The 15609-nt window shown below is 67.0% G+C and carries 14 protein-coding genes; 9 read left to right on the top strand and 5 right to left on the bottom strand.

Going from position 1 to position 15609, the window contains the following annotated elements:
- Positions 1 to 11 precede the first annotated feature (11 nt).
- The 4 genes from ODR01_RS10820 (at position 12) to ODR01_RS10805 (ending at position 4412) form a co-directional block, all read left to right on the top strand.
- Complete coding sequence (locus tag ODR01_RS10820; RefSeq protein ID WP_316977663.1) at positions 12 to 752, top strand: hypothetical protein; 741 nt, start codon at positions 12 to 14, stop codon at positions 750 to 752.
- A 133-nt stretch (positions 753 to 885) separates the two neighbouring features.
- Positions 886 to 2136, top strand: coding sequence for a 2,3-bisphosphoglycerate-independent phosphoglycerate mutase (gene apgM, locus ODR01_RS10815; protein WP_316977662.1), 1251 nt, complete (start codon positions 886 to 888; stop codon positions 2134 to 2136).
- A gap of 123 nt (positions 2137 to 2259) precedes the next feature.
- The gene (locus ODR01_RS10810; RefSeq protein ID WP_316977661.1) at positions 2260 to 3156 is read left to right on the top strand and encodes a LysR family transcriptional regulator; all 897 of its coding nucleotides are present in this window, start codon (positions 2260 to 2262) and stop codon (positions 3154 to 3156) included.
- Between the two features lie 176 nt (positions 3157 to 3332).
- On the top strand, positions 3333 to 4412 hold the full coding sequence (locus tag ODR01_RS10805) for an MBL fold metallo-hydrolase (RefSeq protein ID WP_316977660.1): 1080 nt from the start codon (positions 3333 to 3335) through the stop codon (positions 4410 to 4412).
- Positions 4413 to 4437: 25 nt separating this feature from the next.
- Here the strand turns inward: ODR01_RS10805 and ODR01_RS10800 are convergent, their stop codons facing one another.
- Positions 4438 to 5007: an LOG family protein gene (locus ODR01_RS10800; protein ID WP_316977659.1), complete on the bottom strand. Its 570-nt coding sequence runs from the start codon at positions 5005 to 5007 to the stop codon at positions 4438 to 4440.
- A 212-nt stretch (positions 5008 to 5219) separates the two neighbouring features.
- Here ODR01_RS10800 and ODR01_RS10795 point away from each other — a divergent pair, with 212 nt between their 5' ends.
- From ODR01_RS10795 to ODR01_RS10775, 5 genes are all read left to right on the top strand, one after another.
- The gene (locus tag ODR01_RS10795; protein WP_316977658.1) at positions 5220 to 5690 is read left to right on the top strand and encodes a c-type cytochrome; all 471 of its coding nucleotides are present in this window, start codon (positions 5220 to 5222) and stop codon (positions 5688 to 5690) included.
- Between the two features lie 71 nt (positions 5691 to 5761).
- The gene (locus ODR01_RS10790; protein ID WP_316977657.1) at positions 5762 to 6652 is read left to right on the top strand and encodes a cytochrome c; all 891 of its coding nucleotides are present in this window, start codon (positions 5762 to 5764) and stop codon (positions 6650 to 6652) included.
- Positions 6653 to 6796: 144 nt separating this feature from the next.
- Positions 6797 to 8116, top strand: a complete 1320-nt coding sequence (locus ODR01_RS10785) for a LysM peptidoglycan-binding domain-containing protein (protein WP_316977656.1) — start codon at positions 6797 to 6799, stop codon at positions 8114 to 8116.
- Positions 8117 to 8199: 83 nt separating this feature from the next.
- Positions 8200 to 8901 carry a phosphatidylserine decarboxylase gene (locus tag ODR01_RS10780; protein WP_316977655.1) on the top strand — a complete coding sequence of 234 codons (702 nt, stop codon included), beginning with the start codon at positions 8200 to 8202 and terminating at the stop codon, positions 8899 to 8901.
- 7 nt (positions 8902 to 8908) lie between these two features.
- On the top strand, positions 8909 to 9781 hold the full coding sequence (locus tag ODR01_RS10775; RefSeq protein ID WP_316977654.1) for a CDP-alcohol phosphatidyltransferase family protein: 873 nt from the start codon (positions 8909 to 8911) through the stop codon (positions 9779 to 9781).
- On the opposite strand, the gene ODR01_RS10770 is transcribed toward ODR01_RS10775, so the two are convergent.
- From ODR01_RS10770 to otnC, 4 genes are all read right to left on the bottom strand, one after another.
- Positions 9778 to 12948, bottom strand: coding sequence for an efflux RND transporter permease subunit (locus tag ODR01_RS10770; protein WP_316977653.1), 3171 nt, complete (start codon positions 12946 to 12948; stop codon positions 9778 to 9780). The two genes, ODR01_RS10775 and ODR01_RS10770, sit on opposite strands and share 4 nt — an antisense overlap.
- Positions 12945 to 14027, bottom strand: coding sequence for an efflux RND transporter periplasmic adaptor subunit (locus ODR01_RS10765; RefSeq protein WP_316977652.1), 1083 nt, complete (start codon positions 14025 to 14027; stop codon positions 12945 to 12947). The genes ODR01_RS10770 and ODR01_RS10765 overlap by 4 nt, the downstream gene beginning before the upstream one ends.
- Positions 14028 to 14042: 15 nt before the next feature.
- Entirely contained in the window at positions 14043 to 14585 is a 543-nt protein-coding gene (locus tag ODR01_RS10760) for a PadR family transcriptional regulator (RefSeq protein ID WP_316977651.1), read from the bottom strand.
- 158 nt (positions 14586 to 14743) lie between these two features.
- Entirely contained in the window at positions 14744 to 15382 is a 639-nt protein-coding gene (gene otnC, locus ODR01_RS10755) for a 3-oxo-tetronate 4-phosphate decarboxylase (RefSeq protein ID WP_316977650.1), read from the bottom strand.
- Positions 15383 to 15609 lie beyond the last annotated feature (227 nt).

Below are 15609 nucleotides of genomic sequence, written 5' to 3'. Positions count from 1 at the left end.
AGGAGGCCATCATGTCCAAGAATACCACTCTCACCGTCTGCTCCGCCCTTCTGCTGGCCATGCCCTTCACGGCCGCCGTGGCGGGCGATTTCGGCGACATCCTGGGGTTCAAGGAGACCTTCGTCGGCGACGGCCGGAACGCCAACCTCGAAATCACCGTGAAAGGCAAGACCAACAAGGCCGGCGAACTGTACCTGCCCATCCTCGCCAAGGAGGCGGGGTTCGTCGAAAGCAGCAGCGGTCTGCTATCGAACAAGCCCGACAAGCCCAAGGGCGGCGAGAAGGCGCTGGTTTACCGCTTCGACAAGGGCGACGCGGACGTGACGATGACGTTCGCGGGTACCGTCGACGGCTTCTTCAAGGGCAAACCGAAGAGCGGAGAGACGAGCTTCCCCGGTCAGATCGAGACGCTGAGCTACGCGTTCACCAACAGCGGCCCGTCGCCCCTCGCCAACTATGAGTTCCGGGCGGTCTTGCCCGCCGGCGTCCAACTGGCCGACATTCCGAAGGACGCGAAAATGGTCGAAGAGGGAAGCGGGCATCAGTTCGTGCTGACCAAGGCCCGGGTGCTCGCCCTCGACAAGGTGGCCGTCAAGTTCAACACCTACCGGAAACCCGGCGTTTTCAACATGGTCATGTGGGGAATCATCCTGGGGGTCTCGGCCTTCTGGCTGTGGGTGCGGCGCGACACTCTGGTCCGCCTGACCCGGCCGGGAGAACGGCGAACGGTCGAAGGGCCCGGCCCCGCCTGATCGGCCGCGGCGGCGCGAGGCGGCCGGTTCCGGAGTCCCCCCGGGACCGGTCGCCACGCCAGGGGTGGCCCCGATTTAGCGAACGCATACGGCGCCGGCGACGTCCGGCGGCGGAGAGGAAGGATTTTCCTGCATGAACGGCAAACAAGGATTGCTGCTGATCGCCGACGGCCTCGGCGATCGGCCGATCCCCGAGTTGGGCGGACGGACGCCATTGGAACAGGCCACCACCCCCAACATGGATTTCTTCGCCGCGCGCGGCCTGTGCGGCAACGTCCATCCCTACAAGCCAGGCATCCCCGTCGGCACCGATGTCGGCCATCTGGTGATCTTCGGCTTCGATCCGGACGAGGTATATCCGGGGCGCGGCCCGCTCGAGGCGTTCAGCGCCGGCATCATGATGGGGCCCGACGACATCGCCTTCCGCGGAAACTTCGCAACCGTTGACGAGCGATCTCATGTCCTCGACCGCCGGGCCGGCCGCATCGCCTCCGGCACCCGTGAACTCGCCGCCGCCCTGGATGGCATGCAACTCGGCGGCGGCGCGCGGGTCCTGGCCAAGCCCTTGACCGAACACCGCGTCGCCATCGTCTTTCGTCAAGCTGGGCTTTCGACGGCGGTCACGCCCACCGACCCCAACGTCTCCGGCCCCGACGTGGCGCTTCCGGCCTGCACGCCGACCGACGGCAGTGCCGAGGCGGCACGCACGGCCAGCCTGGTCAACGAGTTCACCACGCTCTGCCGCCAGCACCTCGATCCCCACCCGGTCAACCGGCAACGCCGCGCCGAGGGCAAGCCCCCGGCCAACGTGGTTCTACTGCGCGGAGTCGGGCGTACCAGCAGCGTGGTGCCGATCGGCTGCCAGTTCAAGCTGACCTGCGCGTGCGTGGCGGGCGACCTGACGGTGCTGGGCATCGCCCGGCTGGTCGGGCTCGAAACCTTCCACAACAAGAGCTTCACCGGGGGCATCCGTTCCGACTTGCAGGCGAAGGCCCGCCAGGCGATCGACTGTGTCCGCCAGGGGTTCGACTGGACCGTCGTTCACGTCAAGGGACCCGACCTTTGCGGCCACGACGGCAACCCACTGGAAAAAATTCGCGTCATTGAGGATATCGACGGCATGTTCGGCCTGTTCCGTCGGCACCTCGATCTGGATCGGACGATCATCTCCCTGACCGGCGATCACTCGACGCCGTGCGAAAAAGGCGACCATTCCGGCGATCCGGTGCCGACCTTCATTTCCGGGCCGACGGTCCGGCGGGACGGCATCGCCGTCACCGGCGAAAGCAGCTTCCGCACCGGCTCGCTCTCGGGCCTGACGGCGCGCGATGTCTTCAGGACCCAACTGGACCAGTTGAACATGATGCCCAAGCGCGGCGCCTGAGGCAGCTCGGGACCGTCTTGCCTAGCTCCCGCGTCTGCGCGTAGGCTTCCTCCCACTCCGGATGAGCGGCCGGACCGGGACCTCGCCAAGCCGATCGCGAGGTCCCATCAAGGGGAGGCCGGATTGAAGATCGAGGATCTTCAGACCTTTCACGAGGTAACCGTCAGCGGAAGCTTCACCAAGGCGGCGGTGAAGCTCCATTGCACGCAATCCACGGCATCGCTCAGAATCAAGCGGGTGGAGGACTGGTTCGGTGCCCGGCTGCTCAACCGCTCCCGCGACACGCGCCAGGAAGTCACCCTGACCAGCGCCGGAGAGCGGATCCTTCCGAAGATCGTGGCGGCGCTGACGCAATTGGATGCCGCCTATGCCGCTTTGGCGGCGGAACGGCGGATCGAGAACGTCCAGATCGCCGTTGTCGCCTCCCATACGCCCGGGCTGTTCATCCTTCCCGGCGTGCTGGCCGAGTTCGCGCGCCTGTATCCGCGGGTCACGGTGAATACCCACGTCAGGTATACGCGAGAGGTGATCGAAGCCGTCCGGCACGACGCCTCCGGCACGTGTTTCGGTATCGTCTCGCAGCCCGAAGGCTTCGAACACGCCGATCTCGCCGCGCAGGCGGTGATGGACGACCCGTTGTCCATCGTGACGGGGCCTGGGGCTGGGCCCCGCAAGCACGTTGAACGCGCCTCGCCCATCCGGTGGCTGCAAGAGCAGACGCTGTACATGACCAACCAGTCGTCGTCTATGCTGACCTACCTGCGGAAGGGTTGTGGCCTGGAGCTTCGTGACATCCGGGTGGTCGGCAGCGTCGAGTCGGTCAAGGCGGCCCTGCTTAAAGGCCCTGGCTTCGCCGTCCTTTCCCGCCGCGCCGTCCAAGACGAGATCGCGCAGGGGAAGCTGCACGAGTGTCACATCCCCGGATTTTCGCCGAAGCGGACCATCTATGCGCTGTGGGCCAAGGACCTCGAGCCTTCCGAAACCGCCCGCGCCTTCATCCGCATCATGTCTGGCTTCTGAACCGCCGCGATCCCGCGCTCGCATCGGTTTTCTCGATAAGCGGATCGACCAAGTCAATTTGACCGGCCACCCGGCCTTTCCAATGATGGGCGATCGGAGACATCGAGGGAACGGACGTGATGAATAGGCAAGGCGGGCGTTTGACGGGCCGCGGTATCCCCGGCGGAGGCGGCGGGGTGCGGCTGACGCCGATTTCCGGCATCGGGGGCAAGGGGCCTGCGTGCTTCTTGGTGGAAGCGGCCGACCGGCGCCTTGTGCTCGACATCGGAGTGGGTCCGGACATCGGTCAGGAGGCGGATGTCGGCGGTATCGGCCGTGTGGATGCGCTGGTGCTGTCCCACGCGCATGGAGACCACGCCGGCGGCCTTCACCTGTTGGACCAAATCGGCAACCCGCCGGTCTATGCGACCGACATCGTTGCCTCGCAGATCGCGATGCCGGACGGCGGTGCGGTACGGACATTGCCCCTGCGTGGATGCATCGATGTGTCGGGCATCAAGGTCACCACCGGGCGTAACGGTCATTCCCCCGGCGGCGTCTGGCTGCACCTCGGCGTCGGGCACGGGCTTCTCTACGCCGGCGACACCTGTGTCGAATCCGAAATCTATGCGTTTGACGACCCGCCACCGGCCGCCACAGCCATCATCGATGCATCGGATGGGTTCTCCGACGAGCCGCAGTCGGCATGCCGCCGATCGCTGCGCCGGGCGCTGGCCAGCCGTCATGCACTGCTGCCGGTGCCGGCAACCGGCCGAGGGCCCGAGATCGCCCTGTTCGTTCTCGAAGCGATGCAGAAGCGGCCGGCCCTGTGCGGGGCGCTGCGTCGCACCCTCGAGCGCCTGATCGGCCCGTGGAGAGATGCCCTGCGACCAGGCGCGGGCGAGCGGCTTTCCCGCCTGCTTGCCGCGGCGCGACCGCTGCGCGATGTCCCGGATGGCATTGCGCTGGCGACCAACGCCAATGCCAACCAGGGCGAAAGCGCGCGGCTCCTCCCCCTTTGGCATGAACGCGACGATGTCGCCGTCGTGCTCACCGGATACGTGCCGCGCGGCACGCCGGCCTTGGCAGTTTCGGAGGCCGGCCGCGCGACGCGCCTCCGCTGGAACGTCCATCCTCGGCTTTCCGACAACGCGGCCATGCTGCGCTCGGTGGGGGCACGGGCCGTCATGCCGGCTTTCGTGACAGTGGGGTCCCGCGCGGCCTGGGAAAACACCTTCGCCTCTCTTCAGGTGGCGTTCGAACCGCTCGACATATGAACGGGCGTGGGCCGGGGCAGCGGATTCAATCGCCTTGCAGGTGACTGAGCAGGATTTCCCGCCCCGGAAGCGGCGCAGTGGCCGCCGCGTCGAAGACGTCGTCCACCGTATCGACGGTCGAAATCAGACTGGGCATGGCGGGATGGGCGAAGCCGCCGGCCACGACGGCGCCAAGAAGGCCCTTAAGCGAATCCCAATAGCCGTCGACGTTGACGGCGATGATCGGCTTGGCATGAAGCTGAAGCTGCTTCCAGGTCGCCATCTCGATGGTTTCGTCCAGCGTCCCCAGCCCGCCCGGCAACACGACGAAACCGTCCGACAGGTCGAACATGCGGGCCTTGCGCTCGTGCATGCTGCCGACGACGATCAGCTCGGTGACGCCGGGGTCGCCCACTTCCAGGGTCATCAGGAAGTCGGGGATGACGCCGGTCACCTCGCCGCCATGGTCCAGAACCGACTTGGCCAGCACCCCCATCAACCCGATGGCGCCGCCGCCGTAGACCAGCCGGATGCCCCGTTCGGCCATCAATCGGCCCAAACGCTCGGCGGCGGCGCGAAAGCGCCCGTTGAGCCCCATGCGCGAGCCCGCGAACACGCAAAGCGCGCGGATATCCGGGCGCCGAACCGCTCTGTCGGATGCGTCTGACGGAAATTTGATTGTATCGTCCACCTGGAAAACTCCTTTGCTTCCCATTTATAGTCATGGACAGCGTAGCTGTCTCGTGTGGCATCCCGCCGAACCGCCGGAATAAGTGCCATCCGGCTTTGTTTATGGATTGGATCCAACTCGTTTTCGGGGAGACATCGATGCAGGACCTTTTCGGAAAAGCGGCCAAATTCGTCGCCGTCGCGCTGATCGCGGCTTTCGGTTTCGGCCTGGCCGGCGGGCCGGCCCAGGCCGACGAGGCCGCCATCAAGTACCGCCAGTCCGTGATGAAGGCGCTCGGCGGCCATATGGGCGCGCTGGCTTCCCTCGTCAAAGGGCAGATCGACGCCAAGAGCCACCTGCCCGGCCACGCCAACGCCGTCGCCGCCATGGGCGCGCTGACCAAGGATATCTTCCCGAAGGGCTCCGACGCCGGCGCCGAGACAACGGCGCTTCCCGTCATCTGGGAAAAGCCCGACGAGTTCGCCAAGGCGGTGACGGCCTTCGAGACCGCTTCGGCCAAGTTCGCCGGCGTGGCCGGCGGCGGCGACATGACGGCCATTGCCGCCGCCTTCGGCGAACTGGGCAAGAGCTGCGGCGGCTGCCACCAGACCTACCGCAAGAAGAACTGACGCCGTCGTCCCGTGATCCGGGGCCGGAACGCCGACACGAGGCGTTTCGGCCCCTTTGCCTGGGGTTTTCCATGCGCGCGCCGACAGCCTGGATTCTCATCAGCGCCCTCCTCGCCGCCCCGTCGGCGCTTGGCGCCGACGGCGATGGCGCCGTCGCGCGGGGCAAGTACGTCTTCGACGCCGCCAACTGCGGGGTCTGCCATACCGACACCGCCAATCAGGGCGCGCCCCTGGCCGGCGGCCGGCGGCTGGAAACGCCGTTCGGCGTCTTTTACAGCCCCAACATCACCCCCGACGCCGCGACCGGCATCGGCACCTGGTCGGACGGCGACTTCATCGCCGCGCTGCGTCACGGCCGCGCCCCGGACGGAAGCCACTTGTTTCCGGTCTTTCCCTATCCGTCCTACACCCGCATGAGCGACGCCGACATGGCCGATCTCAAGGCCTACCTCTTTTCGCTGCCGCCGGTGGCGCGTGAAAACCGGCCGCACGAGGTCCGCGCACCCTTCGGCTGGCGCTTCCTGATCGCCGGCTGGAAGGCGCTCTTCTTCACCCCCGGCCCCTTTCGCCCGGATGCCGCCCATGACGACAAGTGGAACCGCGGCGCCTATCTGGCGACGGCGCTTGGCCATTGCGGCGAATGCCATACGCCGCGCAACGCCTTTGGCGCCACCCAGGCCGACAGGACGCTGGCCGGCACCATCGAGGGGCCCGACGGCGGTTCGGTGCCCAACATCACGCCGGACAAGGAAACCGGCATCGGCGGCTGGTCGGAAGACGACATCGACACCCTGCTCACCCTCGGCATGACCCCGGACGGCGATTTCGTCGGCGGCGGCATGGGCGAAGTCGTTTCCAACAGCACCGCCAAGCTGACGCCGGCCGACCGAACCGCCCTCGCCGCCTATCTCAAGTCGCTGCCCGCCATCAGCAACAAGGTCGCCCGCAAGCCGGCGAAGTGAAGCGAACGGTCCGGCTGGGGCAGACTTCGCGCCCTTCGCGCGGTCCGTTCCCCTTTCCCAAGCGGCCGTTGCGCTGCCCCGTGGGCCGTATTACTGTTGTCCAACTTTTTCTTGGAGTTTCGTCGGCTTGAACTGGGGGAACGTGTGAACCGCCCGCTTGTAATTACGGCAATCGGCGTCGTCGTCGTCATGGCCGCGATCGGTGCCAACTTCCTCCTCTGGCAACAGGAAATGAGCGAGGAGCCGCTGGAGCAGGCTTCGACGCCGCAAGCCGCCGCCAAGGCGGCTTCCGAGGCCGCCGCCAAGGCCGCCGAACGCGCCCGCGAGGCCGCCGCCAAGGCCGCCGCCGCCAGACAGGCGGCCGAGGAAGCCGTTTCCCGGGCCGACGCCCCCGGCGCTTCCTCCGAGGCCAAGGAAGCGGCCGCCAAAGCCCGGGCCGAGGCGAAGGCCGCCGAGGACGAGGCCCGTCAGGCCACCGAAGCCGCCAACGCCGCCAAGGCCGTCGCCGACGCGGCGTCCCAGGCGGCGCGGATGACGCGCGAGGCCGCATCGGCGCCGGGCCAGCCGGCGGGCGGCGGCAAGGCCACCGATGTGTCGCCATCGACGGGTCCCGTCGCGCCCTCGTTCGATGTCGTGCGCATCAACCCGAAGGGCGACACCGTGATGGCCGGCCGCGCCGCGCCCGGCAGCAAGGTGCGCATTCTCGATAACGGCAAGATCATCGGCGAGGCCACCGCCGACAAGCGCGGCGAATGGGTGTTCGTGCCCGAAACGCCGTTGCCGGCCGGCACCCGGCAGCTCACGCTGGAAGCGGAATCGTCGGGAACCAAGACGACCTCCACCGCATCGGTCATCCTGGTGGTACCGGAACCGGGCAAGGATATCGCCGGACGTCCCACCGATCGGCCGCAGCAGCCGCTGGTCTTGAAGGTTCCCGACGTGAACCCGGAAAAGGTCACCGTCCCGGACGGGCCGGTCCCCAGCGTCGTCCTCCAGAAGCCGACCGCCGGGCAGCCAGCCCTCGTGCTGGCGGTCGACGCCATCGACTATGACGACGCCGGGCGGCTCAGCATCAGCGGCCAGGCCCAGGCGGGATCGCTGGTCCAGCTTTATCTCGACAACGGCTTTCTCGGCCGCGCGGCGACCGGCGGCGACAACCGCTGGAGCGTGACCCCCGAGATCCGGGTCGAGCCCGGCCTCTACACCCTCCGCGTCGACCAGATGGACGGCGCCGGCAAGGTGGTGGCCCGCGTTTCGCTGCCGTTCTCGCGGGCCGAACCCCTGTCGCCGGGTGCCGGGCGCTATGTCATCGTCCAGCCCGGCAACAGCCTGTGGCGCATCGCCCGGCGCACCTACGGGACCGGCTTTCAGTACACCGTCATTTACGAAGCGAACGCCGCCCAGATCGCCGACGCCGACCTCATCTATCCGGGGCAGATCTTCGAATTGCCGCGAACCAATTGAAGCCCCGCACCCAGGCTTGCCTACACAACACTTAACCTGCGGCCGCCCGGCGGGGTAGACTGTGGTTTGGCAGATCCAACCGCGTGGAGACGACGGTATTGCTGAAAACGGTTCTTGTGCCCATCCACCGTGACGGTTGGCCCTTCATCGGCGTGTTCGCCGCGATTGCCCTCGGCCTTGCCTACGTCGCCCAGCCGCTTGGCTGGCTGGGACTGGCGTTGACGGCGTGGTGCACCTATTTCTTCCGCAATCCCGACCGGGTGACGCCGGCCCGGCCCGGTCTTGTCGTCAGCCCTGCCGACGGGGTGGTCCAGCTGGTCGACTGGGCGCCTCCGCCGGCCGAACTGGGGATGGGCGATGCCCCCCGCAACCGGGTTGCCGTTTTCATGAATGTCTTTAACGTCCACGTGAACCGCATTCCCTGCGACGGCACGGTCGCCGCCGCCAGCTATCGGCCCGGCAAGTTCGTCAATGCCTCGCTGGACAAGGCCAGCGAGTTCAACGAACGCCAGAGCCTGAGGATCGGCCTGGCCGACGGACGCGACCTCGCCTGCGTGCAGATCGCCGGCCTGATCGCCCGGCGCATCCGCTGCGACGTCGGCAACGGAACGCCGGTCAAGGCCGGGCAGCGGTTCGGCCTGATCCGTTTCGGCAGCCGGCTCGACATCTATCTTCCCGAAGGCGTCGCCCCGCTGGTCGCGCTCGGGCAACGCACCATCGCCGGCGAAACGGTGATCGCCGACTTGAACTCCGACGAGCCGGCCCGCGCCGGCGAAGTTCGCTGAGGTCCCCATGTCCGAACAGACCACCCCACCCCGTCGACGCCGGTTGGCCGGCCTCTCGTTCAATCGGATGATCCCCAACATCCTGACCCTGCTGGCGCTTTGCGCCGGCCTGACCGCCATCCGCTTCGGCCTCGGCGGCGAGTGGGAAAACGCCGTTCTCGCCGTCATGGTCGCCGCCATCCTCGATGGCCTCGACGGCCGCCTCGCCCGCATCCTGAAAGGGGCGAGCAAATTTGGGGCGGAACTGGACTCGCTGGCCGACTTCGTCAGCTTTGGCGTGGTCCCCGGCCTCCTGTTGTTCCTGTGGACGATGGACGACCTGGGCCGCTTCGGCTGGATTTTGGTCCTCATCTACATCGTCGCGTGCGTCCTCCGGCTGGCCCGCTTCAACACCTTCCTCGAAGATCCCGACCGGCCGGCCTGGGCGTCGAACTTCTTCACCGGCGTACCCGCCCCCATGGGGGCCGCTTTGGTGCTGCTGCCGATGATGCTGTCCTTCCAGTTCGACGCGAACTTCTTCAGAAGCCCGGCTTTGGTGTCGGTGTTCCTGGTCGGGGTCGGGGCCCTGATGGTCAGCCGCCTTCCCACCTTCTCGTTCAAGAAGTTCAAGGTGCCCAACCATTGGGTGCTGCCGACCATGCTGATCGTCGGCCTCTACGGCGCCCTGCTCATCAACGCGCCGTGGATGACCATCGCCGTCACCCTGCTGGCCTACACCGCGAGCCTTCCGTTCGGCTATCGCGCCTACCGGCGCATGGCGGAACGCACCGCGGCAGCCGCTGCCGAACCGGCGGCCACCCCCGATGCCGCGCCCAACGGCGTGACGATCTTTCCGTCGAAATCCCTCGGCCACAAGGATGGACGCGGGCCGACGCGCTAGGTGCCGACGCCGGCCATGGATTGCCGGCTCGGCTTGCGGTGCCGGCGCCGCCGACGCCATTCCCGGACGTTGATCCTGAGCATCAACGCGCACGGCGTGACGATCAGCGTCAGGATGGTGGCGAAGCCCAGGCCGAAAACGATGGCGGCCGCCAACTGCGACCACCACTGACTGGCCGGCGCGCCGATCGTCACCTCGCGCGACACGAAATCGATGTTGATCTTCATCATCATCGGCACCAGACCGAGGATGGTGGTGATCGTGGTCAGCAGAACCGGGCGCAGGCGCTGGCCGCCGGTCCTCAGGATCGCCTCCAGCGGATCGGCGATCTCCTTGATCAGCCGGTCGTAGGTATCGATCAGAATGATGTTGTTGTTGACCACGATGCCGGCCAGCGCGATGACGCCGACCCCCGACATGATGACGCCGAAGGGCTGCCCCGTGAGCATCAGGCCGAGAAGCACGCCGATCGTCGACAGGATGACCGCCGAGAGGATCAGAAACGACGAGTACAGACTGTTGAACTGGGCGACCAGGATGACGGCCATCAGGCAGACGGCAATGGCGAAGGCCTTGGCCAGGAAGGCCCGCGATTTGGCCTGTTCCTCGTCCTCCCCCTTGTAGGTGATGCGGACCGAGGGATCGATGCCGGCTCTCGCCAGCCACGCCTGAATTTCCCCAAGGGTGGCCGCGGTGTTCACGCCTTCCGCCACGTCCGCCTTGACGGTCATGACCCGTTGGCCATCGATGCGCTTGATCGTGCTGACGCGGGGCTTCGCCGTGCGCTCGACGAAATTGCTGATGGGCACCAGTCCGGCGGGGGTGGATATGCGCACATTGTCCAGTTCCTCGATGGTCCTGTAGGTACGCGGATAGCGGGCGCGGATGTCGAGTTCGTCGTCCGCGTCGTCGGGCCGGTATTCGCCCAGCTTGAGGCCGGTCGTGACCATCTGAAGGGCCCGGCCGACGAGGTTGACGTCGGCCCCGAACTTCGCCGCCTGGGCGCGGTCCACCCCCAACTCCCAGTCGATCCCCGGCAACGGCCGGCTGTCCTCGATGTTGAGCAGCCCGGGAATTTCGTGCAGCCGGGTGACGATCGTTTCGACGGTCGGGGCAAGCTTGGCGGGATCGCGCGCGGTGATCTGGAGATGAATGGGTTTGCCGACCGGCGGCCCCTCCTCCTGCTTGCGACGATCGACGACGATGCCGGCCAGATGGGCGGTCCGTTGCCGGATCTCGTCCAGAATGGCCTCGGCCGTCCGCCGCTTGTCCCAGTCGACGAATTCGAGCGAGATGGACCCGATGATGTCCTCGGCCTCCTGGGAGTTCCGCTCGGCTCCGATGCGGGCGTACACGGTTTCGATCTCGCCGGTCGCCGGAATGCGGGCCTCGACCTCGCGCACCAGGGCGTCCATCTCGTGGATCGACAGGTTGCCGCGGGCGCGGATCTGCAATTTGGCGTTCTTGGGCTCGACGTCGGGAAAAAATTCCACGCCCTGGCCGACCGTAGCGTAAAGCCCCTGGGTGCCGATCAGCAGCGCGAGGGCGGCCAGCAGGATCTTCGCGGGATGGTGCAACGCCGTCCGCAGTACGCGCACATAGGCCCCGGTCAGGCCCCCCAGAGCCATCAGGGTGGCGGCGTCGCCGTCACCGGCCAGCGCCCGCATGGTCACCGCATTGGCTTCGCCCGGCCGGCCGATGAATCCCCCCAGCGTCGGCACGAAGATCAAGGCCATGACCAGCGAGGCCGAAAGCACCACGACCACGGTGGTCGGCAGGAATTTCATGAATTCGCCGACGACGCCGGTCCAGAACAACAGCGGCAGGAAAGCGGCGACGGTCGTTGCCGTCGAAGCGATGATCGGCCAAGCCATGCGTTTGGCCGCCAGCGTATAAGCGGCCTGGCGTCCGACGCCCTCGATCATCTTGCGGTCGGCGTATTCGGTGACGATGATCGAGGCGTCCACCAGCAACCCGACCGCCAGGATCAGGCCGAACAGCACCACCATGTTGATCGTCGCGCCGAAGGAGGCGAGCACCAGGATGCTGGCCAGGAACGAGCCGGGCACGGCGACGCCGACCAGCGCGGACGAGCGCACGCCAAGGGCGACGACGATGACGATCATGACCAGCGCCACCGCGAAGATGACGCTGTTTTGCAGATCGCGCAGCATGTCGCGGATTTCCTCGGACTGGTCCTGGGCGAACGACACGCCGACCGCCCGCCGCAACGCATCCGGCCAGGCGTCCCGCTGCTCGGCGACGATGCGGCGCACCGCCTCGATGGTCTCGATGATGTTCCGCCCGGTTCGCTTGGACACCTCCAGCGTGACGGCCGGCTTGCCGTTGACCCGGGCGAAGCTTTCCGGGTCCTTGAAGGTCCGGTGTACGTCGGCGATGTCGCCCAGGCGCACGACGGCATCCTCTTCGACCTTCACCGGCACGCCGATGACGTCGGCAACGGTTTCGAACAGGCCCGGCACCTTCACCGAAAAACGCCCCTTGCCGGTGTCCTGCGATCCGGCGGCGACCAGCAGATTGCTGCGGGACATTTGCTCGATGGTTTCGCGGATGGTCAGCCCATAGCTTTGCGCCCTGACCGGGTCGATCAGGATTTCGATGAACTCGTCCCGGTCGCCGACGATCTTGGCTTCCAACACGCTCGACAGGCCTTCGATGGAATCCTGGAGTTCGCGGGCGAGACGCACGAGGGTACGTTCCGGCACGTTACCCGACAACGTCACCAGAAGGACCGGGAAGAGGCTGAAGTTGACCTCGTGCACCGTCGGCTCGTCGGTGTCGGCGGGCAGTTCCGGCTTGGCCAGGTCGACCCGTTCGCGCACGTCGTCCAGCGCCCTGTCGGCGTCGAAGCCGGCCTCGAATTCCAGAAGGACGTAAGCCCCCCCTTCATATGCCGTGGCGCGCATCTCCTTGACGCCCTCGATGGTCCGCAATTCCTGCTCCATCGGGCGGATGAGCAGCCGCTCGGCATCCTCGGGCGAAATTCCTTCGTGCGGGATGGTGACGTAGATGATCGGGATGTTGATGTCGGGAGCCGATTCCTTGGGGATCGCCCAATAGGCATAGGCCCCCGCCCCGAGAATGACCAGAAGGACGAGGATGACGACCCGCGAGCGCCCGATGGCGAATTCGATGGCGCCGATCATGACGGCCCCGTCCCGCTTTCGGCAACCGGCACCACCCGCTGGCCGGCCCGCACGAACTCCTGGCCCACCGTGATCAGCCGGATGCGTTCGGGCAGACCGCCCAGCCACATGCCGTCCGGCGTATCGGCGACCAGTTGGACCGGGTGGAATTCGACGATGTCGCCCTCGCCAACCACCTTGATCCCGACCGCGCCCTCCTCCGACAGGGTAAGGACCGCCGGCGACACCCGATGGGCCCGCACGCGCGCCAAAGGCAGCCGCAGTTCGGTGGTCAGCCCCTCGGCGATCGCACCTTCGGGATTGTCGACCTCGACCTCGACGCGGAAGGTCCGCGTCGCCGTGGTCCCGACCTTCGAGACATAGCGGACGGCCCCCACGACTTCCGTGCCGTCGAGCAGACGGACGGTCGCCGGGGTGCCGACCTTGACGTGGCCGACATTGCGCTCGGCGACGGCACCGACGATAAGGATCGGATCGAGGTCGACGATGCGGGCCACCGAATCGCCAACCTCGATGAAATGCCCGATCTCGGCCGGCAACAGATTGGCCACCCCGGCAAACGGGGCCCGGATCGTGCAGCGCTCGATGTCCAGCCGGATGCGTTCGAGCTGCGCCTTGGCCGCCTCCAGTTCGGCCTTGTTCTGGGCGACGCTGACCGCCGAACGGAACTGCCTCTCGGACAACTGGCGGGCGGCGTCGAAGGCGAGGCGCCGCTGTTCCACCATGGCCTCGGCCTCGGCCAAGCGGGCGTTGCGATCATCGATGGCGATTCGCGCCAGAACATCGCCCTTGGCGACCCGGTCCCCCTTCGCGACCCGACGCTCGACCACCCGGCCCGAGGTTTCGGCCATGACGTCGACGCTGCGCTCCGCCTCGGAGCGTCCGAAAAGAAAGATCTCGTTGACCCTGTCCTCGGCGGTCAGGGCCCGCACACGCACGTGCGGCAGAGCCTCTTCGGCGACGGCCGCGCGAGGAGCCATCGTGTCCTCGGCGACGCGACCCACACCGATCTGGCCGGAAAGAATCCAACCCGACACCAGGGCGGCGACGCCGGCCGCAACCAGATGGGATCGCTTCATGACACGGTCCTTTCCTCACCTCTCCGCCGCCGCGGTACCCTTGTCCACCTCTTCGGACAACAGATGCCGGTTGCGCTCGACAGCCTCGATGAGCGCCTCATAGACGGCCAGCCCGATGGCATGGACGAACCGGCGTCCGCCCGGCGCCTCCGCCAGGTCGGCCTCGCGCATGTGCTGGGCGATCTGCCGATAGGCTTCCCGGTAAGCGCCGGCGATTTCCGCCGCCCGCCCGGAATCAAGAAAGCCCTGGAAAAAGATCATGAACAGCGATTCCGAGTGGACGCGGTCGGGCGACGGTTTCTTGCACAGGGCCTTGCGGAAGGCCTCCACCCCCTGGTCGGTGATCCGGTAGATCTTCTTGTCGGGCCGCCCCTCCTGGTTATGCTCGGTCCACGTCGCCAGCCCCTTGGCCCGAAGCTGGCCGAGCGCCGGGTAAATGGAGCCGAATCCAGCGCGGCAGAATTGCGCGAGCGGCCCTTCCTCCAGCTGCTTCTTGATTTCGTAACCGCTGGCTTCGCCCTGGATCAGAACGCCCAGGCACAGGGTCTTCACGTCCATGCTCGCTCCCGTCTCAGCCGCCGAACAAGTTATATCCGTGCGATATATATCAAACCGGAATATACAGGGAAAGAATATATCGATCCAATATACCGATATCGGACGAGACGCGGGCCGGCCGCGGGACGTCCTTCGCGCGGGGGCGGGGACCGCTGCTTTCAGGACAGGGGGAAGTGCGCCTTGAGGTCGGCGACCTCATCCCCGGTCAGCCGGCGGACGTCGTGGCCGCGCAGCAGGAAAAACAGCCGGGCCGTTTCCTCCAACTCCTCCATGGCATAGACGGCGGCATCCAGCGAGGGACCGGACACCACCGGGCCGTGATTGGCCAGCATGACGGCGCGATGATCGCCGGCCAGTTCGGCCACGGCCTCGCCCAGGGCCTCGTCACCCGGCCGGAAATAGGGCACCAGGGGGCATTTGCCGATGCGCATGACGTAATAGGGCGTGATCGTCGGCAGCACGTCGGCGGCATCGAGGCCGGCCAGGCACGACACCGCCACCGCATGCGTGCAATGCAGGTGAACCACCGCGCCGGCCCGCGGCCGCCGGCGGTACATGGCGAGGTGCAGGAAGGTTTCCTTGGTCGGCTTGTCGCCGCCGACGTGGCGGCCCCCGGCGTCCAGCTTCGAGAGGCGCGCCGGATCGAGTCGCCCCAGGCAGGCGTTGGTCGGCGTGGCCAGAAAGCCGCCCTCCTCCAGCCGCACGCTCATGTTGCCGGCGCTGCCCCCGGCCAGCCCCCGGTCATAGAGGGACCGGCCGTGAATGGCCAACTGTTCACGAATGGCGCTTTCCTTCATTCGGCTCGACCTCGGCAGTTCCGGCCGCCCCATCTTAGCGCACCCTCGGACCGAAGTCCCGGGGCCGGGACCGGGACCAATACCGGCCGGTTCGCGGTTGCATCCGGCGGCCGTTGTCTCCATGATGGGGCACGACCACGTCAACATGTCCGGGGAACCTCACCCAGCGACGGCCGGGCCGTTTGGTCTGTCTGTCGGGGGGGTGGCTGTTGGTGGCAACAACGACG

Source organism: Shumkonia mesophila, from assembly GCF_026163695.1.
In the GTDB taxonomy this organism is placed as follows: domain Bacteria; phylum Pseudomonadota; class Alphaproteobacteria; order Rhodospirillales; family Shumkoniaceae; genus Shumkonia; species Shumkonia mesophila.
The sequence above is the reverse complement of the archived record's forward strand: the minus strand, read 5'-3'. Positions and strand labels throughout refer to the sequence as shown.

What these genes read in the sequence shown, in the direction of transcription:
- ODR01_RS10820 (WP_316977663.1), top strand. Translation starts at nt 12, where the DNA reads ATGTCCAAGAATACCACTCTCACCGTCTGCTCCGCCCTTCTGCTGGCC.
- apgM (WP_316977662.1), top strand. Translation starts at nt 886, where the DNA reads ATGAACGGCAAACAAGGATTGCTGCTGATCGCCGACGGCCTCGGCGAT.
- ODR01_RS10795 (WP_316977658.1), top strand. Translation starts at nt 5,220, where the DNA reads ATGCAGGACCTTTTCGGAAAAGCGGCCAAATTCGTCGCCGTCGCGCTG.
- ODR01_RS10790 (WP_316977657.1), top strand. Translation starts at nt 5,762, where the DNA reads ATGCGCGCGCCGACAGCCTGGATTCTCATCAGCGCCCTCCTCGCCGCC.
- ODR01_RS10775 (WP_316977654.1), top strand. Translation starts at nt 8,909, where the DNA reads ATGTCCGAACAGACCACCCCACCCCGTCGACGCCGGTTGGCCGGCCTC.
- ODR01_RS10770 (WP_316977653.1), bottom strand. Translation starts at nt 12,948, where the DNA reads ATGATCGGCGCCATCGAATTCGCCATCGGGCGCTCGCGGGTCGTCATC.
- ODR01_RS10765 (WP_316977652.1), bottom strand. Translation starts at nt 14,027, where the DNA reads ATGAAGCGATCCCATCTGGTTGCGGCCGGCGTCGCCGCCCTGGTGTCG.
- ODR01_RS10760 (WP_316977651.1), bottom strand. Translation starts at nt 14,585, where the DNA reads ATGGACGTGAAGACCCTGTGCCTGGGCGTTCTGATCCAGGGCGAAGCC.
- otnC (WP_316977650.1), bottom strand. Translation starts at nt 15,382, where the DNA reads ATGAAGGAAAGCGCCATTCGTGAACAGTTGGCCATTCACGGCCGGTCC.